Source organism: Roseovarius sp. EC-HK134 (assembly GCF_902498815.1).
GTDB lineage: Bacteria > Pseudomonadota > Alphaproteobacteria > Rhodobacterales > Rhodobacteraceae > Roseovarius > Roseovarius mucosus_A.
In genome coordinates, this window is record NZ_LR701544.1 from 1,579,695 (window position 1) to 1,602,483 (window position 22,789).

Sequence of the window (22,789 nt, forward strand, 5' to 3'; positions counted from 1 at the left end):
TTATTCGACGGTGATCGTGATCACTTCGGACACCACGGGTGGGGCGTGCGGCACATGGTTGAGGTCGCCCATCACCAGTTGCAGCGTATGCGTGCCCGGTGCCAGATCAAGCGTTGCCTCTGTCTGGCCGCCGCCGAAATGGCGGTGATTCTCATCCGCGGGCAGGCCGACGGTCAGCTCTTGCTCCCCGTCCGGCCCTTCGCCCAAGGGCGGGCGGTTGACCAGAATGTGATGGTGGCCTGTCGCCTCTTTTTCAGTGCCGGCAGGGGCCACGCCCATGCCTTTGAGACCAAAGATAACTTTGACGGGTGCTGTAACGGTGGCCCCATCCTCGAGATTGACGAAATAGACCTCGGCCCCTTCAGGTGCGGGGGTATCCCCGGCGAAGAGGGGAAATGAGAGACTCAGAAAGGTGGCGGCAGTGATTGCAATGATGCGTGTCATAGTGGCTCCTCCCTAGGATATGGTAACATAGGTGGTGCGTTGGCCTAACCCGTCAACAATCGCAGCTTGATGTTTCCGTGTTTCCAGCTGGCGAACGATGCCGACGAAATCCAGATATTGTCCGGCAAGCGCCCCAGTTGTGCCTGATTTTCCCGTCACAAAGGCCCTCAAGACGCAATTCAGAGGTATTAGGATGGATCGCCTGACCGAAATGGAAGCCTTCGCCACCGTGGTGGATCAGGGCGGATTTACCGACGCGGCCCGTAAGATGGGCATATCAAAATCCGCCGTGTCCAAACACGTGTCGTCGCTTGAGGCGCGTTTGGGGGCAAGATTGCTGAACCGCACCACGCGGCGTGTCAGCCCGACTGAAATCGGCCTAGCCTATTACGACCGGGCCTTGCGCGTGCTCAACGACGCGGGCGAAGCGGACGCGCTGGTGAGTTCGATGCAATCCGATCCCTCTGGCCTGTTGCGCATCTCTGTGGCGACAGATTTCGGGGTCAATCATCTCAGCCCGGTTCTGGGCCAGTTCCTTGATGAATTCCCCGATATCACCGTCAACATGGTGCTGAATAACCGCTATGTTGAGCTGATTTCTGAAGGCTTTGACATGGCCGTGCGCATCGGAGAGCTGGAGGACAGCACCCTGCGGGCGCGGAAACTGACCGAGACCACCAAGCGCATGATCGCCAGCCCCGGCTATTTCCAAAAACATGGGCGGCCGCAAAAGATCGACGATCTGAACGAACACAAGCTCTTGCATTACTCTAGCCAAGCGGGCGGGGCGGTATGGAAGCTGACCGCGCCTTCGGGGGAAAAGCGTCAGGTGCGCACGGCAGGTGGTCTAAGTGTGAATGACGGGCAATCCCTGCTGAATGCCGCGATTTCTGGCTTGGGTATCGCCTATCTTCCGTCCTTCCTTTATTCCCGTGCGATGGCGGATGGGCTGGTCGAAGATGCGATGCCCGAGTTGCCTCTGGAATTGCAGGGCATTTATGCGGTCTACCCGCCGGGCCGGTTCACCCAGCCCAAGGTGCGCGCCTTTATAGATTTTCTGGTCCATCAATTCGCCGATAAAGGCCCGGTGGACTGGTAACGTCGTCCTCCTCGCCACGCATGGCGGGTGCCTGCCCCGGCCGCGGTCTGCTCGCCGCGCCGGGGTTTTTCATTCGGTGCCGGTGTGGCGCACAAGCCCTGTGCAGTCACTTCATATTGTCAAATTCCCTCCATCGCCCCAGTTTGATCAGTGAAACTGATAAACCCGTGAGAGGATGACACATGGCTAACCCAAAACTTCTGTTGATTTCCGGATCGCTGCGCAAGGGATCGTATAACCGCATGCTGCTGGCCGAGGCGGCAGAGGCATTCGGCCCCGCAGAGATCAGCGACGGCAGTCTTGATCTGCCGCTCTACGATGGTGATCTGGAAGAGGCAGAGGGTGTGCCAGAAGCGGTGAAACACCTCGCGCAGCAGATCAAGGACGCCGATGCCGTGATCATTGGAGCACCCGAATACAACAAAGGGATAACCGGCGTTCTCAAGAACGGGCTGGATTGGATCAGTCGGGTGCCGGGGGCGGCGTTCAAGAACAAGCCCGTTGTGGTGGTCTCGGCCTCTGCCGGGCGCACCGGGGGCGAGACGGCACAATTCATGACGCTGTCTTGCCTTACGCAGTTACAGGCGCGGCTGGTGCCGGGCACGGCGGTTTTGATCGCGGGGGCGATGAACGCCTTTGACGATGCGGGCAAGCTCAAGGATGAGACATCGCGAAAACTTTTGGCGGAGCGGATGGCTGCGCTGCGCGCCGAAGTCGTCTGAACGCAAAGGGCCGCCCCTGAGGGGCGGCCCGATCTGTTGTGCAGGACGGTTTTACGCGTCGAGCCAGACCTGCTCATAGTGCATTTCGCGGAATTGATGCGCCTGCACGCCCTTGACCTTGTCCGTGTGGTGCAGCGCCTGATTGCGCCAGAAGGGCTGAATCACGGCACCGCTGTCTTGCAGCATTGTTTGCAGCTTGGCCGAATATTCGCGGCGCTTGTCCGCGTCGAAAACACCCAAGGCTTCATCCAGCAGCGCATCGAATTCCGGGTTTGCATGGCCAGATTCATTCCATGCCTCGCCCGATTTATAGGCCAGTGCCAGCACCTGAACGCCCAAAGGACGCGGACCCCAGTTGGTGGTCGAGAAGGGATATTTGGTCCAGTCGTTCCAGAAGCTTGCCCCCGGAATCACCGTCCGCTTCACGTTGAAACCCGCCTGACGCAGTTGGTCGCCGATGGCATCGGTGGTGGTGGTCCGCCAGTCGCCATCAATCGAGATGATCTCGATCTCTGTGTCGCCATGCCCTGCGGCGCGTGCCATTTCGATGGCCTTGGCCGGATCAGCCGCAATCGCAGGCAGTTCGGCATATTCCGGGTGGAACGGAGCCACGTGGTGGTTTTCTGCCGGAATACCCTCGCCATTGATCGAAATGGCCAGCAAAACGGCATTGTCGCAGGCCAATTGGATGGCGTTGCGCAATTCTTTGCTGTCATAGGGCGCGGTATCGGCGCGCATCCGGGCGACGATAGTGTTGGCGGTTGTCTTGGACTGTTTGATCAGACCAAGGGCATCGTAGGACTCGATGAAATCGGCGGTGGATTCGTCGTTGATGTCGATCTCATCGCCGTCAAATGCGGCTACGATCGAGGCGTTATCTTCGCCAAAGTCCACAAAGCGGATGCCGTCGAGATAGACATCGCCACCCCACCACTTGCCGTCTTCCCGGCGCTTGACCTCGGCGGCGACGCCGATGTCCATCGAGACAAGCTCGAACGGGCCGGTCCCGATGGGGGCCTTGGCCAGATCGCCATCGTCCCCAAAGCTGGGGTGGACGCAGAGCGCAGGATAGTCGGACATGCCCGCGATGATGGTGATATCGGGGCGGGGCAGATTGAGGCGAATAGTGAAATCATCCACTCGCTCAATGGCCCCATCGAGCGCGCGGCCTGTGTCTGGGTCGATCAACGTGGCCATCCGCGAGGCCATGGAATTGCCTTCGGCGGCTTTGTCGCACCAGCGGTTGAGATTGTGGATCACGTCATCGGCATTGAACGCGTCGCCATTGTTCCAGACCGCGTTCTGACGGACCTTGAGCGTGTAGGTCATGGCGTCATCGCTGACCTCCCAGCCTTCCAGCAACATCGGCTGAAAGCTGAAGTCAGAGGCCCAGCGTACCAGCGGTTCGCAGAACTGGCGGGCGACATTGCCCGGCTCGGTCCAGGAATATTTGCGCGGATCAGTTATATCCATCACGCGGCTTGCCACACGCAGCACGCCGCCTTTCTTGGCGTCTTCAGCATATGCGGCTGTGGGCACTGCAAGTCCGAGCAACCCGTAAGCTGCAGTGGCAGAGGCACCAAAGGTCGAGGCGAGCGCCACGAATTCGCGGCGGCTCATCTTGCCGGCGCGGGTGTCCTCGGCCATTTTCGCGACGACCGGGCGCACGCTGTCGTGCGAGGTGTCTTTGGTCATTGTCTTCTCCCTGTTGATTATCATGTTGGGTGCTGTCGTTTTTTGGACAGTCTTGCCGCTAGTGTTAGCAGGGCGTGCGCCCTGCACCAGAGTTTTCTGAACGCGCTGGCCCAAGTCCCTCATCGTTGCTCTGCCAGCCCATCCCGCGCCAGAGACTATCGCGATTCGCCGGTATGGATCGCCTGTTTGCGACAAAAGCCCGCCAAATTAGCTTGAGGCCGGGGCGAGCCGGGGCTAGATCAGCGCCAAAGGAGCCCCGCGCATGAGCCTCAACACCTTTGGACATCTGTTTCGTTTCACCACCTGGGGCGAGAGCCATGGGCCCGCACTTGGGGCCACGGTGGATGGTTGCCCTCCGGGGGTGGCGCTGGATGAGGCGATGTTGCAGCACTGGCTGGACAAGCGCCGTCCGGGGCAGAACAAGAATATGACCCAACGCAACGAGCCGGATGCGGTGCGTATCCTGTCGGGCGTCTATGAGGGGCAGAGCACGGGAACACCGATTCAGCTGATGATCGAGAACACCGATCAACGCTCGCGCGACTACGGCGAGATTGCCAAGACATTCCGCCCCGGTCATGCCGATATCACCTATCATCTGAAATATGGCCTGCGCGATCCACGTGGTGGCGGGCGGTCTTCGGCGCGGGAAACGGCGGCGCGAGTTGCGGCGGGGGGCGTGGCACGCGCGGCCTTGGAAGCACTTGTGCCGGGGATCGAGATCAAGGGCTATATGGTCGCCATGGGCGAGATGGAGTTGGACCGCGCACAGTTCGATTGGGACGCGATTGACGGCAATGATTTCTGGCTGCCTGACGCGGCGGCGGCCCCTGCGTGGGAAGACTATCTGCAAGCGCTGCGCAAGAAACATGATTCGGTCGGCGCGGTGATCGAAGTGGTGGCACGCGGTGTGCCCGCAGGCCTTGGCGCGCCGATTTATGGCAAGCTGGATACGGATCTGGCCGCCGCGATGATGTCGATCAACGCCGTCAAAGGCGTTGAGATTGGCGAAGGCATGGCCGCCGCGCGCCTCACCGGCAGCGCCAATGCCGATGAGATTTTCATGGGTGAGAACGGCCCGGAATTCGCCTCGAACCATGCGGGCGGTATCCTTGGTGGGATTTCCACCGGCCAAGAGATCGTTGTGCGGTTTGCGGTCAAGCCAACGTCGTCGATCCTGACCCCGCGCCAGTCGATCACCGTGGATGGAAACCCCATCGAGGTCGTGACCAAAGGGCGACATGACCCCTGCGTCGGCATTCGTGCCGTTCCCGTGGGCGAGGCGATGATGGCGTGCGTGATCCTTGACCACTTGCTGTTGCATCGTGGGCAGGTGGGCGATGGGCCGCGGGGGCACATCGGCTAAAGCCATTTTCTTGAAAAGAGAATGATCCGGAACTTTTCAAAAGTCCCGGCGCCTCACACCCGCCCTTGCCGCGAGAGTTGCACCGCCAGCATCCCGGCCATGATCACCAGCGCGCCAGAAGTCATCCGAGCGGACCTATGTCGGTTGTTCCCGAACGCGTCGGCTATGCCACCGGCCAAGCCTCGCTCTCAGGAGCAAAAACGGCTTGCGACGGCATCGACGCTGGAGCCACCCGAGCCGTAGATGTAAAACTGTGGATTGTTGTCTGGGTGATACCTGACATCAAAGGTCTTCCCGTCTGCGCACCGACCGCGTGCAACAACCGTCTGCGCGTTCCGCTCGTAATTGATCCGCTCTGTGATCGTGTAGCCGGATTTTGTCTCACGCGACGCGGAGCTTGATGTCTGCGACCCTCCTGATGAGGAGGATTGGGGCTGAGCCGAAGCCGACGAATAATCACCGCCGGTGCATCCGCCCGGGCCACATAATTTTTCTGAAGCAGCCCCAACGGCAACTGCTCCGACCATAGCCACGCCCGCAGCGGCGATGACTTTGTCCCACCCGAAACCGATGTCAGATTGGCCACCTCGGGCAACTGTTACCGATCTTCGGAGGCCCTTTGTATCGCCGCGTTCAAAGCTACTCCAGACGACGTCGGTACCCGCCGGGGCACAGGTATCGCCCTCCGGGTCTTCGGCCTGTGTGACGCGCATCGAATAACATATCTTGTCATTCCCGGCCCACCAGCGACCGGCTTCTTGCCTACTATACCCTTTGTCCGTGCGCTTGCTGTATAAGGCGTGCCCATCCGTCTGATGATAGATGTAACGTGTCCCCAATGAAGGGTTGTTTGGTCCCAAATGATCCATGCGTTTTTCGCTGGTCAGTTTGGCCACCGTGTTGCCACTATACTTTTCGATGACTTGTGCCTGTGTCATGGGCTCTCCGCAGCCCGCAAGAATGGCACAACACATCAGTAATCCGGTTTTCACACACCGCATAGAATCAACCCAAATCAACACAACCTTACCAAGGTTCACAACTTCGTCATGGCGTGTCAAGCCCGGTGCCTCAGACCCGCCCTTGCCGCGAGAGTTGCACCGCCAGAATCCCGCCCATGATCACCAAGACCCCGATCAGGTCGCCCAATCGGAGGGCTTCGTTCAAGAGCACAGAGGCGATCGCTACGCCAAAGAACGGGTTGAGGAAATGAAAGGTAGCGGCGCGCGTTGCGCCGATCCGCTCGACCAAGAGAAACCAGACCAGCGTGGCGGCGAGGCCGGGAACGAGCGTGGTATAGAGAAACGCCAAGACAAGCTGCGTGCTCCAGTCGATCACGAGGGGTTCGGTGGCAAGGCCGATGGAGCCGGTCAGGACTGCGCCCACCATCATCTGCAGGCCTACGACCATCAGAAAATTGCCCCCCGATGCCGCACCGCGCACCGCCAGCGTGGCAAAGGCCAGCGCAAAAACCGCGATCAGGCAGAGACCCACGCCGTAAAGATCCATTCCCCCCTGAAGCCGCGCGCCCATGATGATCACCACGCCGCCTAGCCCGGCAAAGAGGCCCATGATTCCAACCTTGCCAAGCCGCTCCTTTAAAAAGATCCAACTGAACAACCCCACGATGAGCGGCATGGCCGAGGCGATGATCGCGGCAAGCGAGGCCTCGATTGTTTGCATCGCCACGAAGTTCAGCCCGAGATAGAGCGCATTCTGGCAGATGCCGAAAATGATCGTGGCGCGCCATTGTGCGCGGGTCAGTCGCCAGCTTTGGCCCAAGATCAGGGCGATGGTAATGCCAAGTAGCCCGGAAATCAGGAAGCGCAGGCCAAGCGCTGTCAGGGGCGGGGCTGCAGAGACGATGATCCGTGCCGAGGTAAAGGCCGAGGACCACATGAGCGCAAAGCCCAGCCCCATCAGGATTGCCCGGATATCCATGTCTTGCCCGTCCCGTCTGATGCGCGTGCTTGGCGCGACCATTGAGGAAATACTGGCGGGGTTCAAGGGGCCAAGAGGATGGATCAGCGGATCGGATCAAAGAGCGCATCGCGCAGGGCGCAGTCGCGCACCACATCAACGCCGCAGGGCACTGGTGCCAAATCGCGCGACAGGCAAAGCCGTGCCTCCTGAATGCGCCCGGCGCGGCAGGTGATGGTCAGCATGTCGGGTTCCAGCCCCGGATTTGCCTTGAGAAACGCCTCTTCGACCACTTTGGCGGGCAGTTTCACGGGCTTGGTGAGCTTGCGAAAGACCTCTGGCCGCGTGAATTGATCAAAGGCCGCGCGCGACAGCGCATAATAGTCGGCGGCACTCAGCCCTGAACAAGAGCCGTGTTTCTTCCATTGATACCAGGCAAGGCCTGTGCTTCCCATCACATCTGCCATTGCGCGGGTCATGGCGCGGGTGGGGGGCGCATGCACGCTCTGGCAATGCTCGGGCCAGCCGCGATGATATTGCGGCCAAAGACCGTGCAGAATCCAGCCGGTGTTGGCGGCATCGTCGCATTGCTCGGCACTGCGCGCGTCCCCCTCGAGCGCGCACCAAGTGGGCGACCAACTGAGGCTGAGCACGTAATAGTCAAACACGCCCGCACGGTGTGATTGCGCGGTGGCAGGCAGAGGCGGAAGCAAAAGACAGAGCAACAAGGCAACTTGGGCACGCATTCTTTGGTCTTTCATTTTATCGGCAAGGTCAGTATAAGCTGCCCGAGTTCCCCTACAATGGAAACCCGTTCCGGCCCGCCGGAACCGCCTTTCAGGCGCCGGGGAAGTTTTGGGTAAAGGAGACCTGAGAGATGTCAAAGCCGATCATGGCCAAGGCCACAGCTGTCTGGCTGGTGGACAATACGACGATCAGTTTCAAGCAGATTGCCGATTTCTGCGGCATGCATGAATTGGAAGTGCAGGGGATCGCCGATGGCGATGTGGCGGCAGGCGTTAAAGGTTTTGATCCGATTGCCAACAATCAGTTGACGCAGGACGAGATCGAACGGGCGCAGGCAAGCCCGCTGCACAAGCTCAAGCTCAAATTCAATGCTGCCGCCCAAGGCGAAGAGACCCGGCGCGGCCCGCGCTATACGCCGCTGTCCAAGCGGCAGGATCGCCCCGCGTCGATCCTTTGGCTGGTCAAGTTCCATCCCGAACTGGCCGACAGCCAGATTGCGCGCCTTGTGGGCACAACGAAGCCGACCATTCAGGCGATTCGTGAACGCACCCATTGGAACATCGGCAGCATCCAACCGATCGACCCTGTTGCGCTTGGCCTGTGCAAACAGTCCGAGCTTGATGCCGCCGTGCAAAAGGCCGCTGCGAAGAAGGCCAAAGATGGCGCCGCGCTGACCGATGACGAACGTCGCAAGCTCTTGAGCACCGAGCAAAGCCTTGAGGCGGACCTTGAGCCACGTGTGCCGACGGCGATGGAAGGGCTGGAGAATTTCACCCTCGGGCAGGATTACCACCCCGAAGTGCGTGAAAAGAAATACGACGCCGACAGTTTCTTTAATCTGCCCGCCTCGGATGACGAGGATGATGAGGATGATGATCAGGATGCTGGACGTCGTCGCCGCTAAAGCGGCTTAGATCACCAAGACCGCAATGGCCCGGGGTTTCCTGGGCCATTTTCATTTTACCTATGCCTCAGGCCGCAGGGATCCAGGTTGCGGCGAGCCCCAGGACATAGCTGGTGGCATGGGTGAGAAACACCATAACGGCGGCGCGGAACTCTGGCAGCACGAGCGCCCCGAGAAATCCGATATGCAGAACTGCAATGGCATTGAGCGACGTGCGGAACGGCTCTTTGCGGGTTTTGTGGCGGAATATCCCCTGTCCGGTCTTGGCCCCGAGCGATCCCCCGATCAGACAAAGCGTCAGAAGCGTACTCTCAGGCACGCGCCAGCGGCGTTCGATGGCACAGCGCTTGTCCCACCAGAACAAACCCAAGGTGAGTGCGTTCAGGGCTAAAAGATACAGCAGGGTCAAGGCAAGTGGGGACATGGCTAAAAAAGGGGTCCAGTATCATTTGGGGCGGATGCCGCTAGGGGCGTGTCACAGACGCTTGCGGGCCGAGAGGGCCGCACTGATCGTACCGTCGTCGAGATAGTCCAACTCGCCGCCAATGGGAACACCCTGAGCGAGCGAAGTGAGCGTGACTTTACCGTCGAGCTGATCTGCGATGTAATGCGCGGTGGTTTGCCCCTCGACCGTGGCGTTGAGGGCCAGAATGACCTCGGTTATCGCCTCGGAATCGACCCGCGCCAAGAGGGCTGGAATGCGTAGAACCTCGGGGCCGACCTGATCCAGTGCCGACAGCGTGCCGCCCAGCACATGATAGCGCCCTTTAAAGGCCTGCCCACGCTCCATCGCCCAGAGATCGGCCACATCCTCGACCACGCAAATCTGGCCATTGGCACGCTTGGCATTCGTGCAGATATCGCAAATCTCGGTCGTGCCGATATTGCCGCAGGTGGCACATTCCCGCGCCGTGTCGGCCACGGTCTGCATCAGCTTTGCCAAGGGCGATAGCAGCAAAGCGCGCTTGCGGATCAGGTGCAGCACCGCGCGACGGGCCGACCGGGGGCCAAGCCCCGGCAGGCGGGCCATCATATCAATGAGGGCGTCGATATCGCGGGTGCTGCTCAATCTAAGGCTCCGCTCAGGGGGCAAGCGTTGGGGTTTTGAGTATTTATGCCAAAAAGAAACCGCGTCTCAGAAGGGCAGTTTCATGTCTTTGGGCAGGCCCATGCCCTCGGTGATCTTGCCCATTTCTTCTTGGGCACGGGCCGAGGCCTTGGCTTGGGCATCCTTGATCGCGGCAAGAATCAGATCCTCGACGACCTCTTTGTCATCGGAGTTGAAGATCGACGGGTCGATATCGAGCGCCTTGAGCTCCCCCTTGGCAGAGCAGGTCGCCTTGACCAGACCTGCGCCGGATTCGCCCGTCACCATGATTGTGTGCATTTCCTCTTGCAGCGCGGCCATTTTCTTTTGCATTTCCTGCGCGGCCTTCATCATCTTGGCCATGTCGCCCATTTGGCCCAAACCTTTGAACATGCTGTAATCTCCTGTGGTTTTGGCCCGCAGGGCGGGCCATTGAATGACGTTGCCGCCTTTAAGCATATCTGTGGTCTTAAGGCGACAGGCAAGCGGTGCGGTGCTCAATCCTCTTCGAAAGGGTCCCATTCCTCGTCCACCTCGGGCAGGGCCTCGGTCTCGGCATGGGATGCGATATCTTTCTCGGTTTTCACCCGCGCAATCTTTGCCCGTGGAAAAGCGGCAAAGACTGCTTGCACCAGCGGATGCTGCCGGGCGTCAGACTCTGCCGCATCTTTGGCGGCACTGCGCGCCTCGAGAATGGTGGGGGCGGTGGCCGAATTCACCAAGGTGACGGCCCAACGATTGCCGGTCCAGCGTTGTAGCGCGCTGCCCAGACGCTGTGCCAGATCGCCGGGGGCATCGGGCGTGGGGGTGAATTCAATCCGGCCGGGGCGATAGTTGGCAAGGCGGATATGCCCTTCGACCTCAAGCAGGAGCTTGACGTCGCGATTGGCGCGGATCAGCTCCAGCACATGCTCAAAGCTGGGGTAGCGGGACAGCACCTCTTCCGGGTCTGTGGCCAGCATGGGCGACACAGCACCTTGCGAGACTGGCCCTGATGGACCGGAATGGGTGGGCGCATAGGTGTGAGCCTGAGCATGGGTGCTCTGGGGTGGGTTGGCCTGCATGCGGGGGCCGCCGCCGCCGCCCGGGCCATTGGGCGGCGCGTCTTGGAGGCGGCGCACGAGGTCTTCGGGCGTGGGCAGGTCGGCCACATGGGTGAGGCGGATCACCGCCATTTCGGCGGCCATCATCGCGTTGGGTGATTGCGCCACTTCCTCTAGCGCCTTGAGCAGCATTTGCCACATCCGGGTGAGCACGCGCATCGGCAAGGCGGTGGCCATGTCCAGACCTCGGGCGCGTTCATCGGGGCCGATTGTGGGGTCGTTGGCGGCATCGGGCGTTATTTTAACAACAGAGATCCAATGGGTTATCTCGGCAAGATCGCGCAGTACGGCCAGTGGATCGGCCCCTTCGGCATATTGCGCGCTGAGTTCCGAGAGCGCCCCGGCCGCATCGCCGCGCAGGATCATGTCAAAGAGATCAAGCACCCGGCCACGATCCGCCAGCCCCAACATGGCGCGCACCTGATCCGCCGTGGTTTCCCCCGCACCATGGGAAATCGCCTGATCCAGCAAAGAGGTGGCGTCGCGGGCAGAGCCCTCTGCCGCGCGGGTGATGAGGGCCAGCGCGTCATCGGTGATCTGCGCGCCTTCCCGGTCGGCAATGCGGCGCAGGAGCGCGATCATCACCTCGGGTTCAATGCGGCGCAGGTCAAAGCGTTGGCAGCGCGACAGCACTGTCACCGGCACCTTGCGGATTTCGGTGGTGGCGAAGATGAATTTCACATGCGCGGGCGGCTCTTCCAACGTCTTGAGCAGGGCGTTGAACGCATTGACCGAGAGCATATGCACTTCGTCGATGATGTAGATCTTGTAACGTGCTGAGGCGGCGCGATAATTTACGCTCTCGATGATCTCGCGGATGTCGCCCACGCCGGTCCTGCTGGCGGCGTCCATCTCCATCACATCGACATGGCGCCCTTCCATGATGGCGCGGCAATGTTCGCATTGGCCGCAAGGTTCGGTCGTGGGGCCACCCTGCCCATCGGGACCGATACAGTTCATGCCCTTGGCGATGATGCGCGCCGTTGTGGTTTTTCCGGTGCCGCGAATCCCTGTCATTATAAAGGCTTGCGCGATGCGGTCGGCCTGAAAGGCATTCTTGAGTGTGCGCACCATCGCATCTTGACCGACCAGATCGGCAAAGGTCTCGGGCCGGTATTTGCGGGCGAGAACCTGATAGCCGGGGGTCGGGGTGTCGGACATGGGGTACCTTTTCAGGATTCGGATGCCTTCGTAACGTAAGGCGAGGGGGCGGAGGCGTCCACCTTGCTTTTTGTGGGTAATCTGGCAAAGCTGGACAGACGTGACGGAACGCTTGTCATCAAGGTGTTTACTTTATGGATGATTTCATCATCTACGCGCTCCGGGTTGGCGGGGGCACTCTAGCGCTTGCGCCGCTACCGGGGGCGGGGGGTGCCTATGCCGCCGACCTTGCGCATATCCGCGACTGGAAACCAGCGCTTGTGGTGTCCTTGACCATGCCAGCCGAGATGTTGAGCGCGGGGGCCGAAACATTTGGCAATGATGTGCAAGAGGCGGGGAGCCGTTGGGTGGCGTTTCCGATCCCGGATTACGGCGTGCCGGACACAAGCCAGATCGAAGCCTGGACTAAGGCCAGCCAAGATATCGCGCGCGCGCTGGCCGGGGGGGGTTCTGGTGCATTGCCGGGGGGGCTGTGGCAGATCGGGGATGGTGGCCCTGCGGTTGATGATCGCGCAGGGCGAAGACCCTGATGCAGCATTGGAGAGGTTGCGCCATATCCGGCCCTGTGCGGTGGAAACGGAGGCGCAGTTGCGCTGGGCGCGGCGCGCAGGCGGCTGAGCGCGCAGTGTACGAACCTTACAAAATCCTGCGAATTTGTGCAGGTCTGGCGCGCTGAGCGGCAGATCCGGGGGCCGCGCTTGACAATTGACCGGGCGCGCGCGACAGACGCGGGCATGATGTCCGCATTGCTTCAGGTGGCCGTGGGGGGCGCGATTGGATCGTGCCTGCGCTATGGCGTGGTGCTCTTGGCACAGCGCTTGGCTGCGCCGGGTTTCCCGGTTGGCGTGCTTGGTGTTAACGTTATCGGATCCTTCCTGATGGGGCTGGCCGTGGTGATCCTCGCACAGCGGGGTGCCGGGCAAATCAGCCCCTTGGTCATGACGGGCCTTTTGGGTGGCTTCACGACGTTTTCGGCGTTCTCGCTTGAGGCCTTCATGCTCTGGGAGCGGGGGCAGGCGATGGCGGCTTTGGGATATGTCGGCCTGTCGGTGGGATTGTCCATCGGGGCCTTGATTTTGGGCGTCTGGCTGGCGCGGGGGTTTTTCGCATGAGCGGAGTGCAGACACGGATTGTAGGACCGGATGACGGCGATCAGCGGTTGGATCGCTGGGTTCGGCGGCTGTTTCCGCATGTGGGGCAAGTGCAGATCGAAAAGATGTGCCGCAAAGGCGAGTTGCGGGTCGATGGCGGGCGGGTAAAACCCGCGACGCGGCTTGAGGTTGGGCAGAGTGTGCGTATTCCGCCGTTGCCCGATACCGATGAGCGCCCGACAGGAGCTTTGGCGCGGATCAGCCCGGCGGATGCCAAGATGATCCAATCCTGCGTGATTTACCGCGATGACCATATCATCGCCCTGAACAAACCGCCGGGCCTGCCGGTGCAGGGCGGCAGCAAGCAATTGCGCCATGTGGACGGGTTGGCGGAGGCGCTGCGCTTTGGGGCCGAGGACAAGCCGCGTCTGGTGCATCGCTTGGACAAGGACACATCGGGCGTCTTGTTGCTGGCGCGCACGCGGGAGGCGGCCAAGGGGCTGACGGCGGCGTTCCGGCATCGCAACACGCGCAAGATTTACTGGGCGGCCGTGGCGGGCGTGCCCACGCCGCGTATGGGCACCATTCGCTTTGGTCTGGTCAAGGCGCCGGGGCATGGGGCCAAGGGCGAGGGCGAGAAGATGCTGTGCTTGCATCCGCGCGACATTGACGCGACGCCGGGGGCAAAGCCTGCGACCACCGATTATGCGGTGATCGAAGCGGCGGGTGCGCGCACGGCTTGGATGGCGCTGATTCCGGTGACGGGGCGGACGCATCAGCTGCGCGCACATATGGCCGAGATCGGGCATCCCATCGTGGGCGATGGCAAATATGGCGGATCAGGGCAGGAGAATCTGGGCGATGGCTGGGGCGCGCAGCTGGGTGGCGATGTAAGCCGCAAGTTGCATCTGCACGCGCGGTCGCTCAAGATCGAGCATCCGGTGTCACGGGCCATTCTGCACATCACAGCCCCACTGCCCGAGCATATGGCGCGGACTTGGGACTTGTTTCAGTGGGTGCCCTCCGAAGCGCCGGAGGACCCGCTAGAGGATATGGCATGAGCCGTCCCTTGCGTCTGGTGATCTTTGATGTCGATGGCACGCTGGTGGACAGCCAAGGTGACATTCTGGCGGCGATGCGGTCGGCGTTTGATCGGGCCGGGGAACCGGCACCTGTGCGCGAGGTGATTTTGGGCATTGTCGGTCTGTCGCTGGATGTGGCGGTGGCGCGACTGGCGCCGCAATTGCCCGGCGATGTCCACGCGCGGATCGTGGCGTGGTATAAAGAGGCCTATATGGGTTTGCGGGCAGAGTCTGGCGTGCAAGCCTCTTCGCCGCTTTATCCCCACGCGCTTGAGACGTTGAAGGCGCTGCATGCTGTGCCGGAAACCCTGTTGGGGGTCGCCACGGGCAAATCGGCGCGGGGTCTGGACAAACTCTTGGAGGGCCATGATCTCCGGTCTTACTTCGTGACGCGGCAGGTGGCGGATCATCATCCATCCAAGCCGCATCCCTCGATGCTGCGGGCGGCGCTGGCAGAGACCGGGGTTGCGCCAGAGAATGCGGTTATGGTGGGCGATACGAGTTTCGACATGGACATGGCGCAGGCGGCGGGGATTGCGGGCATCGGTGTTTCTTGGGGGTATCACCGGCCCGAAGCGTTGGGGGCCGCCCGCGAAATCGTGCAGGATTTCCGCGCGCTCCCCGAGGCTTTGGCGCGGATTTGGGGGTAGACGATGAGCGAATGGAAAGCCAAGCGGTTCTGGACAGAGGCGGGCGTTGTCGAAGAGGGCGACGGGTTCGGCGTGCGGCTAGACGGGCGCGCGGTGCGCACCCCGGCCAAGGCGGTGCTGAGCGTGCCGACGCGGGCCTTGGCCGAGGCGATCGCCGCGGAGTGGGATGCGCAAGAAGGCAAGATCGACCCCGGCACCATGCCTTTTACAAGGTCTGCCAATGCGGCCATCGACAAGGTGGCACATCAGAAATCCGAAGTGGCCGAGATGCTGGCCGCCTATGGCGACAGTGATCTGATCTGTTATCGGGCAGTGAGCCCCAGCGAACTGGTCGAAAAACAGGCAGCGGCATGGAATCCGCTGCTCGATTGGACCGAATCGGTCCTGTCCGCCAAGCTGCTTGCGGTTGAGGGCGTGGTGCATGTGCCGCAGGATGTGCAGGCAATGGCACGGCTGCGGGCTCATGTGGATGCGCTGGACATTTGGGCTTTGACGGCCTTTCACGACCTTGTGAGCCTGAGTGGGTCGCTTGTGATAGGATTTGCGGCTTTGGATGGGTTTTACCCCGTTAAAACGCTCTGGGACCTGTCTCGGGTCGATGAAACCTGGCAGGCAGAGCAATGGGGTAGCGATGAAGAGGCGGAAGAGATGGCCGCAAGGAAACAATCTGACTTTATCCATGCCAAGCGGTTTTATGATCTTTCGCGTAAGGATCAGTCAGTCTGACCGCCAAGCGACTGACGCAACGGCAGGGGCCGGTTTCGCCGGGTTTTGCCATATGGTTTCGTGAACAAAGACTTGACGTTTCATGATGAATCCACACAAACTTGGCGTCACTGAGAGGGGTGAAAGCCCTGCCAACAGTGTCACAATGGGCCGATTGGCCCGACAAACCGCTCTTGAAGGGCGGATAATCAGGAAGAGGTAAACATGAAAAAAACCGTATTTTTGGGCGCGCTGACGGTGGCCGGCCTTGCGGCTGGCGCTTCTGCGGCTGCCACGTTGGATGACGTGAAGGCCCGCGGTAAGCTGAACTGTGGTGTGACCACCGGCCTCGTGGGCTTTGCCGCCCCCGATGCAAACGGTGTTTGGGAAGGTTTTGACGTGGCGATCTGCCGCGCTGTTGCCGCCGCTGTGCTGGGCGATGGAAATGCCGTTGAATTCGTGCCGACCACCGGCAAGACCCGCTTTACAGCGCTTGCCTCGGGTGAGATCGACTTGCTGGCGCGCAACACCACTTGGACCTTCTCGCGCGATACCGACCTCAAGTTCGATTTCGTCGGCGTGAACTACTATGACGGTCAGGGTTTCCTTGTGCCCAAGTCGCTGGGCGTCAGCTCTGCCAAAGAGCTGGACGGCGCAACGGTCTGCATCCAGACTGGCACCACCACCGAGCTGAACCTTGCGGATTTCTTCCGCGCCAACAACATCAGCTACGAGCCGGTGCCGATTGAGACCAACGCCGAAGGTCAGCAGCAGTATCTGGCCGGTGCCTGCGATACCTACACGACCGACGCGTCGGGTCTGGCATCCACGCGCGCTGCGTTCGAGAATCCCGGCGATCACGTGATCCTTCCGGAAATCATCTCGAAAGAGCCGCTCGGCCCGCTCGTGCGCCATGGCGACAACGACTGGGGTGATATCGTGCGCTGGACGTTCTACGCGCTCGTGGCTGCCGAAGAAATGGGCATCACCTCGGCGAATATTGGCGAGCTGTCTGCCGCAGCCGGTGCAAACCCGGAGATCAACCGTATCCTCGGCACCGAAGGTGAGCTGGGTGCGATGATCGGCCTCGACAATGACTGGGCCAAGCGCGCGATTTCCGTCGGTGGCAACTATGGCGAAATCTTCGAGAAGAACATCGGCGAAAAGACCCCGATCGGTCTGGCCCGTGGTCTGAATGCGCAGTGGACGCAGGGCGGCATCATGTATGCCCCGCCGTTCCGGTAAGCGATCCTGACGAAGGGCGCGGGAAATTCCCGCGCCCTTTTCACCAGTAGACTACTTAAAAATCGGCCCACGGCAGCGATGCCGATAAAAATCCGGGTCGAAACACAGGGAAACCCAAGATGACAACGATGACCGACCCTCCCAAGGCGTCGTTTCAGCTTTCTATGCTGATTTACGATACACGGTATCGCTCTTACACTTTCCAATTCATCGCTCTGGTTCTGTTGATGTTGTTGCTTGGCTATCTCGGGGCCAATCTTGTCAACAACCTTGCGGCGCAGGGGCAGAATATCTCGTTTGGGTTTCTGAGTAATCCAGCGAATTACGACATCAATCAGCGGCCCATCGAATACGACAGTCAGTCTAGCCATTTGCGCGCCTCTCTGGTGGGCGTGATCAACACTTTGATCGTGGCTTTCCTTGGCTGTGCGACGGCGACGATTTTCGGGGTCACGGCCGGTGTGCTGCGGCTCTCGCCCAACTGGCTGGTGCGCAAGTTGATGGCCTTTTACGTCGAGATCTTTCGCAACATCCCGGTGCTGATCTGGATCCTCATCATCTTTACCGTGATGACGGCGGTTTTGCCTTCGCCCAACCAGTTTAGGGGCGACAACGCAGATGCATCTATGCTGTTCGACGCCTTTGCCTTTACCAACCGGGGGATCTACACGCCGGCGCCGGTCTGGGGACCGGGATCGTTGGTGGTGGTGCTGACGTTCCTTGCGTCGATCTTTGGCGTCTTTGCCTATCGTCGCTATGCAACCAAGTTGCTGTATGACACCGGGCGGCTGTTGCCGATGGGCTGGCCGTCTTTGGTTATCCTTTTTGTGCCGACGATCCTGATCTACTTTGTTCTGGGTCAGCCGATCAGCCTGAATTATCCTGCGCTCAAGGGCTTCAACTTTGACGGCGGGCTACATATTCGCGGCTCTCTGATTGCGCTGTGGTTCGCGCTGGCGATCTATACCGGCGCTTTCATCGCCGAGAACGTGCGCGCGGGTATTCAGGCGGTAAGCAAGGGCCAGACCGAAGCGGCGGCGTCCTTGGGCCTGCGGCCCAACCGGATCATGAACCTTGTGATCCTGCCGCAAGCCTTGCGGGTGATCATTCCGCCACTGATTTCGCAATATCTGAACCTGACCAAGAACTCGTCGCTCGCCATTGCCGTGGGGTATATGGATGTGACGGGCACCTTGGGGGGGATCACGCTTAACCAGACGGGGCGCGCGATTGAATGCGTGCTGATGCTGATGTTGTTCTATCTCACGATCAGCCTCGCGATTTCGGCGATCATGAACGTCTACAACAACTCGATCAAGTTGAAGGAGCGTTGAGCATGGGCCGTGATCAATTCGCCTTTGTGCGCAAGCACATGCTGCCCGAAGCGCCGCCCCCTGCGACGCAAACGGGGGCCATCAAATGGCTGCGTGAGAACCTGTTTTCCTCGCCGGGCAATGCACTTCTGACGGTTGTGTCGGCCTATGTGGTGTTTCAGATTGTGATCTCAGCGACACCGTGGTTTCTCAACGGTGTCTGGGACAGCCCGAGCCTGTCAGCTTGTCGTGAGATTCTGGATGGCAAGACCGGGGCCTGTTTCGCGGTGCTGAGTGAGCGTTGGAACCAGCTCTTGTTCGGGTTCAAATACCCATCCGAGCTATACTGGCGTCCGGGGCTGGCCTTTGTGCTGCTGTTCATAGCCGCCGCACCCGTGCTGTTTGGCAAGGTGTTCCCACGCAAGATGCTGATCTTTACAGGGCTTTACCCATTCATCGCCTATTGGCTGATTTGGGGCGGGTCCTTGATGGTGCCAGTCTTTGCCTTGATTGGCGTGCTAGTGGGAGCGGTTGTCTATAGCCGCGTCGTGACGGTCAACGCCGGTGTTGCGGTGATAGCGGCGTTTGTGGCGGCGCTCATATTCTGGATACTTTCAGGTTATGTAACCGGACCGATGGAGAATGTGCTGGCCATCGAGGCCGTGGCCTCGCGCGATATGGGCGGGTTCATGATCAACCTGATGCTGGGGGTGGTCTGTGTGTCGCTCTCTTTGCCGTTGGGCATTCTGCTGGCGCTCGGGCGGCAATCGAGCATGCCGATCATCAAGTGGATCTGCGTGGTCTTTATCGAGTTTATCCGGGGCGTGCCGCTGATCACGCTCTTGTTCGTGGCCAATGTGGTGCTGGCGTATTTCCTGCCGCCGGGGACGAATTTCGACCTGATCCTGCGGGTGATCATCATGATCACGATGTTCTCTTCGGCCTATATTGCCGAGGTAATCCGGGGGGGCCTCGCTGCGTTGCCGCGCGGGCAATACGAGGCGGCGGACAGTCTGGGTCTGGACTATGCGCAGGCGATGCAACTTATCATCCTGCCCCAAGCGCTCAAGATCTCGATCCCCGGTATCGTCAACGTGGCGGTGGGCCTCTTCAAGGATACGACGCTGGTTTCGGTCATTTCGATGTTTGACATCGTGGGCATGATCCGGGGTCCGATTCTGGCGTCTGCGGAATGGAACGGGGTCTATTGGGAGCTGTTTGGCTTTGCCTGCGTCCTGTTCTTCATCACCTGCTACGGTATCTCGCAATATTCCCAGTGGCTGGAGCGTCAGCTTCGCACGGATCATCGGTAAGGAGGGTCATCATCATGGCCGCTGAAACACAAATGAATGTCTCGGATCAGGTTGCCGTCGAGATAACCAAGATGAACAAGTGGTATGGCGCATTTCATGTGCTGCGCGACATTGATCTGACCGTCTATCAGGGCGAGCGGATCGTCATCGCGGGGCCGTCGGGATCGGGCAAGTCCACGCTCATCCGTTGTATCAATGCGCTGGAAGAGCATCAGAAGGGCAAGATCACGGTTGATGGCACGCTCTTGTCGAATGACCTCAAGAATATCGACAAGATCCGGTCCGAGGTTGGCATGGTGTTCCAACATTTCAACCTGTTCCCGCATCTGACAATTCTGGAGAATTGCACGCTGGCCCCGATTTGGGTGCGCAAGACGCCCAAGCGCGAGGCCGAGGAAGTGGCGATGCATTTCCTGGAAAAGGTCAAAATCCCCGAGCAGGCCAATAAATATCCCGGCCAGCTGTCGGGGGGGCAGCAGCAACGGGTGGCGATTGCGCGCAGTTTGTGCATGCGGCCCCGGATCATGCTGTTTGACGAGCCGACTTCGGCGCTTGATCCCGAGATGATTTCGGAAGTTCTGGATACGATGATCCAACTGGCCGAAGAGGGAATGACCATGCTCTGCGTGACCCATGAGATGGGATTCGCGCGGAAGGTGGCGAACCGGGTCATCTTTATGGATCAGGGCCAGATCGTGGAGCAGAACGAACCGGAAGAGTTCTTTAACAATCCGCAGTCGGACCGCACCAAACTGTTCCTGAGCCAGATTCTGGGGCATTAAAGCAGGGGTGGGGGCGCTGCCCCCGTCCCGGAGCAAGTCCGGGACTCCCCCGAGGTATTTTGGGCCAGATGAAAGGGGCGGCAGTTTTGCGGCCCCTTTTGCGTTTAGACCCAAACGGCGCGGCGCGCGCGCAGGTGTTGGATCGAGGCGCGCAGGTCATCCGCGATGGGGCCGGGGCGCGGGGCGTCGCGCAGCGTGTCGATGAGGGGCTCGTCGGGGAACGCGGGGCGGCGGGACCATGAGAGAGCCGCCAGAATGGCGCGGGCGGGTTCGGGCAGGCGGTCGGGGATTTCAGTATTGTTGAGGGTGGCCCAGACCCCGGACCAGAGGCGGCCCACGGTCCAAGGGTTATAGCCCCCGCCGCCCAACACAAGCAGGCGCGGGGCGAGGGGGCGCAAGAGCGCCACCGCTTCCCAATGGGCGTTGTTGGAAAGGCAGAGGCGCGACAGCGGGTCTTCGGTCACGGCATCGGCACCGCATTGCAGGACCAGCGCATGCGGGGTGAAGGCTTGCACCGCTGGAAGAATGACCTCGTGCAAGGCCATGGCAAAGCCGCTGTCATTCGTGGCGCGGGGCAGGGGCAGGTTGATGGCATGGCTGCCCGCGCGGTCGTCGAGTGTACCGGTGAAGGGCCAGCGCCCGGCCTCATGCGTCGAGATCATCAGCACGCGGGGGTCGCCGTGGAAGGCGGCGGCCACCCCGTCGCAGTGATGCGCGTCGATATCGACATAGGCGATGCGGCTGAGACCTTGGGCGAGAAACGCCTTGATCGCCAGCACCGGGTCGTTGAGGTAGCAAAACCCGCCTGCGTGATCGGCCATGCCATGATGGGTGCCGCCGCCGGGATTATAGGCCACGCCGCCATGTGCGAGCAGTTCGGTGGCCAGAAGCGAGCCACCGGCGGCGGTGGCGGGGCGGCGGAACATCTCTGGGAAAACTGGATTGGACAGCGTGCCGATCTGGTGGCGGGTGCGGATTTCGGGCGAGACTTGGCCCAATGTTTCAGCCGCTTGCAGGGCGGCGATATAGGCCGGGCTGTGCCACGCGGTTAGCGCCTGTGGTTTGGCGCGCGGGCTGATGCGGTATTGCGAGGGTGGCAGCCAGCCCAGAGCGCGGCAGAGGTCGATCACGGTGGGCACGCGCGGTATGGAAAGGGGGTGGCGTGCCCCGTAGGAGGAGCCGCGATAGATCTCTGATCCGATAAAGACGGGCGTTTGCATAGGCCGGTTATGGCAGGTCGCGCGGCGTCAGAAACTGCAACACGGTGCCGCTGCCGGGCTGGAGCGCGGCCCAGTCGGCGATGTCGAACCGGGCGATGAGTGTGGCCCCAGTGGGATAATCGTCGAACCGCTCGTGATCCGGGGGGGTGGCGACCAACAGGGCCGCGAATTCTGCGATGCCGGGGTTATGGCCCAGCATGAGGACAAGGCTGCCGGTGGCGCGACGCAGGACTGTCAGCATCTCATCGGCCTCGGCCAAATAGAGCGCGTCGTGCAGGTCCGGTGCGGCATCAAGCTTGAGCCGGGTGCAGGTTTCCTGGGTGCGCACAGCAGAGGAGCAGAGGATCTGATCGGGGGCGAGGTCTTGGGTGCGGAGCCAATGGCCGAGGGCGGTTGCCGCACGGCACCCGCGCGCGTTGAGGGGGCGGGCACTATCGGGCAGACGTGGATCGCCCCAATCGGATTTGGCGTGGCGCATGAGGATAAGCGTCTTCATCCGAAATATCCCATATGAAAGGCGGATTGTTCTTCGCGTCGGCCATAGGATTGGCTGAGCGGGCAGGCGCGCCGCACGGCACAGCCGCGCGCGCGGCAGTCGTTGCCGGGGCGGTCGAGATCGGCTTTGCAAGCGGGGACGTTATAGGCCTCGGGGATCAGCGCCTCCACCGGGCAGGCGCTGCGACAGGGTTGATCGGCGCAGCTGTCGCAGGGGCGCGGGCCGGTGGGCGGAAGCGCGAAGCGATCCGCAAAGGCCAATGCGCCGCGATAAGAGATCATGAGCCCCGCCGCGTCATGCACCAAGAGGCCGACGGGCGAGGGCCAAGCACGGCCACTGCGGCGTGCCCAATCGGTGAAGGGCTGCCACGGCGGGCCGGAAAACGGAAAAAGCGGGGTGGCCCCAAGGGCATCGGCCATGGCGGTGATGACGCGGATAGACCAGCGGTTCATCGGGTCGCGCGCGCCGTCGAGATATTCCGGAGTAGTGGTGAAATGCGGCCAGAAGCCCGGCTCTGCCGGGCTGAGGAGCACCAGGGTTTGATGGCCGGGCACGTCGCCGGATGCCAGATGCAGCGCGCCGGACAGGGTTAGGTGATGCGCGGCGGCGAGGTCATAGAGCGCCGGGGGCAGGGGGGACACGCG

The 22,789-nt window shown here is 61.0% G+C and carries 26 protein-coding genes; 14 read left to right on the forward strand and 12 right to left on the reverse strand.

Going from position 1 to position 22,789, the window contains the following annotated elements; translation table 11 throughout:
* Positions 1-444, reverse strand: a complete 444-nt coding sequence (locus tag GC127_RS11545; RefSeq protein WP_008281667.1) for a DUF4399 domain-containing protein — start codon at positions 442-444, stop codon at positions 1-3.
* A 193-nt stretch (positions 445-637) separates the two neighbouring features.
* Between GC127_RS11545 and GC127_RS11550 the strand changes: the two genes are divergently transcribed.
* A complete protein-coding gene (locus GC127_RS11550) occupies positions 638-1,543 on the forward strand; it encodes a LysR family transcriptional regulator (RefSeq protein WP_008281668.1) in 906 nt (301 codons plus the stop codon).
* Positions 1,544-1,725: 182 nt separating this feature from the next.
* Complete coding sequence (locus GC127_RS11555; RefSeq protein ID WP_151978185.1) at positions 1,726-2,265, forward strand: NADPH-dependent FMN reductase; 540 nt, start codon at positions 1,726-1,728, stop codon at positions 2,263-2,265.
* Between the two features lie 51 nt (positions 2,266-2,316).
* Here the strand turns inward: GC127_RS11555 and GC127_RS11560 are convergent, their stop codons facing one another.
* Positions 2,317-3,960 carry an ABC transporter substrate-binding protein gene (locus tag GC127_RS11560; protein ID WP_008281670.1) on the reverse strand — a complete coding sequence of 548 codons (1,644 nt, stop codon included), beginning with the start codon at positions 3,958-3,960 and terminating at the stop codon, positions 2,317-2,319.
* A 262-nt stretch (positions 3,961-4,222) separates the two neighbouring features.
* Here GC127_RS11560 and aroC point away from each other — a divergent pair, with 262 nt between their 5' ends.
* Positions 4,223-5,326, forward strand: coding sequence for a chorismate synthase (gene aroC, locus GC127_RS11565; protein ID WP_151978187.1), 1,104 nt, complete (start codon positions 4,223-4,225; stop codon positions 5,324-5,326).
* Between the two features lie 188 nt (positions 5,327-5,514).
* Here aroC and GC127_RS11570 read toward each other — a convergent pair whose 3' ends face one another.
* The 3 genes from GC127_RS11570 to GC127_RS11580 form a co-directional block, all read right to left on the reverse strand.
* Complete coding sequence (locus GC127_RS11570; protein WP_151978189.1) at positions 5,515-6,264, reverse strand: hypothetical protein; 750 nt, start codon at positions 6,262-6,264, stop codon at positions 5,515-5,517.
* Between the two features lie 133 nt (positions 6,265-6,397).
* Positions 6,398-7,267: a DMT family transporter gene (locus GC127_RS11575; RefSeq protein ID WP_151978191.1), complete on the reverse strand. Its 870-nt coding sequence runs from the start codon at positions 7,265-7,267 to the stop codon at positions 6,398-6,400.
* 83 nt (positions 7,268-7,350) lie between these two features.
* Positions 7,351-7,992: a ribonuclease T2 gene (locus GC127_RS11580; protein WP_254700085.1), complete on the reverse strand. Its 642-nt coding sequence runs from the start codon at positions 7,990-7,992 to the stop codon at positions 7,351-7,353.
* A gap of 131 nt (positions 7,993-8,123) precedes the next feature.
* Here GC127_RS11580 and GC127_RS11585 point away from each other — a divergent pair, with 131 nt between their 5' ends.
* Positions 8,124-8,897, forward strand: coding sequence for a DUF1013 domain-containing protein (locus tag GC127_RS11585; protein ID WP_008281674.1), 774 nt, complete (start codon positions 8,124-8,126; stop codon positions 8,895-8,897).
* 67 nt (positions 8,898-8,964) lie between these two features.
* Here GC127_RS11585 and GC127_RS11590 read toward each other — a convergent pair whose 3' ends face one another.
* The 4 genes from GC127_RS11590 to GC127_RS11605 all read right to left on the reverse strand — a co-directional run bounded on the left by GC127_RS11590 (position 8,965) and on the right by GC127_RS11605 (position 12,248).
* Complete coding sequence (locus GC127_RS11590) at positions 8,965-9,321, reverse strand: DUF1294 domain-containing protein (protein WP_008281675.1); 357 nt, start codon at positions 9,319-9,321, stop codon at positions 8,965-8,967.
* Positions 9,322-9,372: 51 nt separating this feature from the next.
* The gene (gene recR / locus GC127_RS11595) at positions 9,373-9,966 is read right to left on the reverse strand and encodes a recombination mediator RecR (protein WP_151978195.1); all 594 of its coding nucleotides are present in this window, start codon (positions 9,964-9,966) and stop codon (positions 9,373-9,375) included.
* A gap of 66 nt (positions 9,967-10,032) precedes the next feature.
* Positions 10,033-10,377: a YbaB/EbfC family nucleoid-associated protein gene (locus GC127_RS11600; protein WP_037273999.1), complete on the reverse strand. Its 345-nt coding sequence runs from the start codon at positions 10,375-10,377 to the stop codon at positions 10,033-10,035.
* Positions 10,378-10,481: 104 nt separating this feature from the next.
* A complete protein-coding gene (locus GC127_RS11605) occupies positions 10,482-12,248 on the reverse strand; it encodes a DNA polymerase III subunit gamma/tau (RefSeq protein ID WP_151978197.1) in 1,767 nt (588 codons plus the stop codon).
* Positions 12,249-12,382: 134 nt separating this feature from the next.
* Here GC127_RS11605 and GC127_RS11610 point away from each other — a divergent pair, with 134 nt between their 5' ends.
* From GC127_RS11610 to GC127_RS11650, 10 genes are all read left to right on the forward strand, one after another.
* Complete coding sequence (locus GC127_RS11610; protein ID WP_368372779.1) at positions 12,383-12,778, forward strand: hypothetical protein; 396 nt, start codon at positions 12,383-12,385, stop codon at positions 12,776-12,778.
* Positions 12,735-12,866 (forward strand): hypothetical protein, encoded by a 132-nt coding sequence (locus GC127_RS23355; RefSeq protein WP_368372780.1) that lies wholly within the window; start codon positions 12,735-12,737, stop codon positions 12,864-12,866. The genes GC127_RS11610 and GC127_RS23355 overlap by 44 nt, the downstream gene beginning before the upstream one ends.
* A 116-nt stretch (positions 12,867-12,982) precedes the next feature.
* Positions 12,983-13,360 carry a fluoride efflux transporter CrcB gene (crcB, locus tag GC127_RS11615; RefSeq protein ID WP_081508570.1) on the forward strand — a complete coding sequence of 126 codons (378 nt, stop codon included), beginning with the start codon at positions 12,983-12,985 and terminating at the stop codon, positions 13,358-13,360.
* Entirely contained in the window at positions 13,357-14,400 is a 1,044-nt protein-coding gene (locus tag GC127_RS11620; RefSeq protein WP_008281681.1) for an RluA family pseudouridine synthase, read from the forward strand. Before crcB ends, GC127_RS11620 begins: the two co-directional genes overlap by 4 nt.
* Positions 14,397-15,071, forward strand: coding sequence for an HAD-IA family hydrolase (locus tag GC127_RS11625; RefSeq protein ID WP_151978199.1), 675 nt, complete (start codon positions 14,397-14,399; stop codon positions 15,069-15,071). The genes GC127_RS11620 and GC127_RS11625 overlap by 4 nt, the downstream gene beginning before the upstream one ends.
* A gap of 3 nt (positions 15,072-15,074) precedes the next feature.
* Complete coding sequence (locus GC127_RS11630; protein WP_081506864.1) at positions 15,075-15,797, forward strand: ATP12 family chaperone protein; 723 nt, start codon at positions 15,075-15,077, stop codon at positions 15,795-15,797.
* Positions 15,798-16,001: 204 nt separating this feature from the next.
* On the forward strand, positions 16,002-17,021 hold the full coding sequence (locus GC127_RS11635; protein ID WP_008281684.1) for an amino acid ABC transporter substrate-binding protein: 1,020 nt from the start codon (positions 16,002-16,004) through the stop codon (positions 17,019-17,021).
* 119 nt (positions 17,022-17,140) lie between these two features.
* Positions 17,141-18,355 (forward strand): amino acid ABC transporter permease, encoded by a 1,215-nt coding sequence (locus GC127_RS11640; protein ID WP_008281685.1) that lies wholly within the window; start codon positions 17,141-17,143, stop codon positions 18,353-18,355.
* Between the two features lie 2 nt (positions 18,356-18,357).
* Positions 18,358-19,647 (forward strand): amino acid ABC transporter permease, encoded by a 1,290-nt coding sequence (locus GC127_RS11645; protein ID WP_008281686.1) that lies wholly within the window; start codon positions 18,358-18,360, stop codon positions 19,645-19,647.
* 14 nt (positions 19,648-19,661) lie between these two features.
* Positions 19,662-20,429: an amino acid ABC transporter ATP-binding protein gene (locus tag GC127_RS11650; RefSeq protein ID WP_008281687.1), complete on the forward strand. Its 768-nt coding sequence runs from the start codon at positions 19,662-19,664 to the stop codon at positions 20,427-20,429.
* 104 nt (positions 20,430-20,533) lie between these two features.
* Here the strand turns inward: GC127_RS11650 and GC127_RS11655 are convergent, their stop codons facing one another.
* Genes GC127_RS11655 through GC127_RS11665 form a run of 3 tightly spaced genes read right to left on the reverse strand, consistent with a single transcriptional unit; the run spans position 20,534 to position 22,786 of the window.
* Entirely contained in the window at positions 20,534-21,649 is a 1,116-nt protein-coding gene (locus GC127_RS11655; RefSeq protein WP_151978201.1) for an acetoin utilization protein AcuC, read from the reverse strand.
* A gap of 7 nt (positions 21,650-21,656) precedes the next feature.
* Positions 21,657-22,145 carry a histidine phosphatase family protein gene (locus GC127_RS11660; protein ID WP_151978203.1) on the reverse strand — a complete coding sequence of 163 codons (489 nt, stop codon included), beginning with the start codon at positions 22,143-22,145 and terminating at the stop codon, positions 21,657-21,659.
* Entirely contained in the window at positions 22,142-22,786 is a 645-nt protein-coding gene (locus GC127_RS11665; protein WP_151978205.1) for a ferredoxin, read from the reverse strand. The genes GC127_RS11660 and GC127_RS11665 overlap by 4 nt, the downstream gene beginning before the upstream one ends.
* Between the last annotated feature and the right edge of the window lie 3 nt (positions 22,787-22,789).

What these genes read in the sequence shown, in the direction of transcription:
- crcB (WP_081508570.1), top strand. Translation starts at nt 12,983, where the DNA reads ATGATGTCCGCATTGCTTCAGGTGGCCGTGGGGGGCGCGATTGGATCG.
- GC127_RS11605 (WP_151978197.1), bottom strand. Translation starts at nt 12,248, where the DNA reads ATGTCCGACACCCCGACCCCCGGCTATCAGGTTCTCGCCCGCAAATAC.
- GC127_RS11575 (WP_151978191.1), bottom strand. Translation starts at nt 7,267, where the DNA reads ATGGATATCCGGGCAATCCTGATGGGGCTGGGCTTTGCGCTCATGTGG.
- GC127_RS11640 (WP_008281685.1), top strand. Translation starts at nt 17,141, where the DNA reads ATGACAACGATGACCGACCCTCCCAAGGCGTCGTTTCAGCTTTCTATG.
- GC127_RS11590 (WP_008281675.1), bottom strand. Translation starts at nt 9,321, where the DNA reads ATGTCCCCACTTGCCTTGACCCTGCTGTATCTTTTAGCCCTGAACGCA.
- GC127_RS11545 (WP_008281667.1), bottom strand. Translation starts at nt 444, where the DNA reads ATGACACGCATCATTGCAATCACTGCCGCCACCTTTCTGAGTCTCTCA.
- GC127_RS11550 (WP_008281668.1), top strand. Translation starts at nt 638, where the DNA reads ATGGATCGCCTGACCGAAATGGAAGCCTTCGCCACCGTGGTGGATCAG.
- GC127_RS11610 (WP_368372779.1), top strand. Translation starts at nt 12,383, where the DNA reads ATGGATGATTTCATCATCTACGCGCTCCGGGTTGGCGGGGGCACTCTA.
- GC127_RS11585 (WP_008281674.1), top strand. Translation starts at nt 8,124, where the DNA reads ATGTCAAAGCCGATCATGGCCAAGGCCACAGCTGTCTGGCTGGTGGAC.
- GC127_RS11625 (WP_151978199.1), top strand. Translation starts at nt 14,397, where the DNA reads ATGAGCCGTCCCTTGCGTCTGGTGATCTTTGATGTCGATGGCACGCTG.
- GC127_RS11635 (WP_008281684.1), top strand. Translation starts at nt 16,002, where the DNA reads ATGAAAAAAACCGTATTTTTGGGCGCGCTGACGGTGGCCGGCCTTGCG.
- GC127_RS11650 (WP_008281687.1), top strand. Translation starts at nt 19,662, where the DNA reads ATGGCCGCTGAAACACAAATGAATGTCTCGGATCAGGTTGCCGTCGAG.
- GC127_RS11600 (WP_037273999.1), bottom strand. Translation starts at nt 10,377, where the DNA reads ATGTTCAAAGGTTTGGGCCAAATGGGCGACATGGCCAAGATGATGAAG.
- GC127_RS11655 (WP_151978201.1), bottom strand. Translation starts at nt 21,649, where the DNA reads ATGCAAACGCCCGTCTTTATCGGATCAGAGATCTATCGCGGCTCCTCC.
- GC127_RS11620 (WP_008281681.1), top strand. Translation starts at nt 13,357, where the DNA reads ATGAGCGGAGTGCAGACACGGATTGTAGGACCGGATGACGGCGATCAG.
- GC127_RS11560 (WP_008281670.1), bottom strand. Translation starts at nt 3,960, where the DNA reads ATGACCAAAGACACCTCGCACGACAGCGTGCGCCCGGTCGTCGCGAAA.
- GC127_RS11630 (WP_081506864.1), top strand. Translation starts at nt 15,075, where the DNA reads ATGAGCGAATGGAAAGCCAAGCGGTTCTGGACAGAGGCGGGCGTTGTC.
- GC127_RS11645 (WP_008281686.1), top strand. Translation starts at nt 18,358, where the DNA reads ATGGGCCGTGATCAATTCGCCTTTGTGCGCAAGCACATGCTGCCCGAA.
- GC127_RS11660 (WP_151978203.1), bottom strand. Translation starts at nt 22,145, where the DNA reads ATGAAGACGCTTATCCTCATGCGCCACGCCAAATCCGATTGGGGCGAT.
- GC127_RS23355 (WP_368372780.1), top strand. Translation starts at nt 12,735, where the DNA reads ATGGTGGCCCTGCGGTTGATGATCGCGCAGGGCGAAGACCCTGATGCA.
- GC127_RS11555 (WP_151978185.1), top strand. Translation starts at nt 1,726, where the DNA reads ATGGCTAACCCAAAACTTCTGTTGATTTCCGGATCGCTGCGCAAGGGA.
- GC127_RS11580 (WP_254700085.1), bottom strand. Translation starts at nt 7,992, where the DNA reads ATGCGTGCCCAAGTTGCCTTGTTGCTCTGTCTTTTGCTTCCGCCTCTG.
- GC127_RS11570 (WP_151978189.1), bottom strand. Translation starts at nt 6,264, where the DNA reads ATGACACAGGCACAAGTCATCGAAAAGTATAGTGGCAACACGGTGGCC.
- aroC (WP_151978187.1), top strand. Translation starts at nt 4,223, where the DNA reads ATGAGCCTCAACACCTTTGGACATCTGTTTCGTTTCACCACCTGGGGC.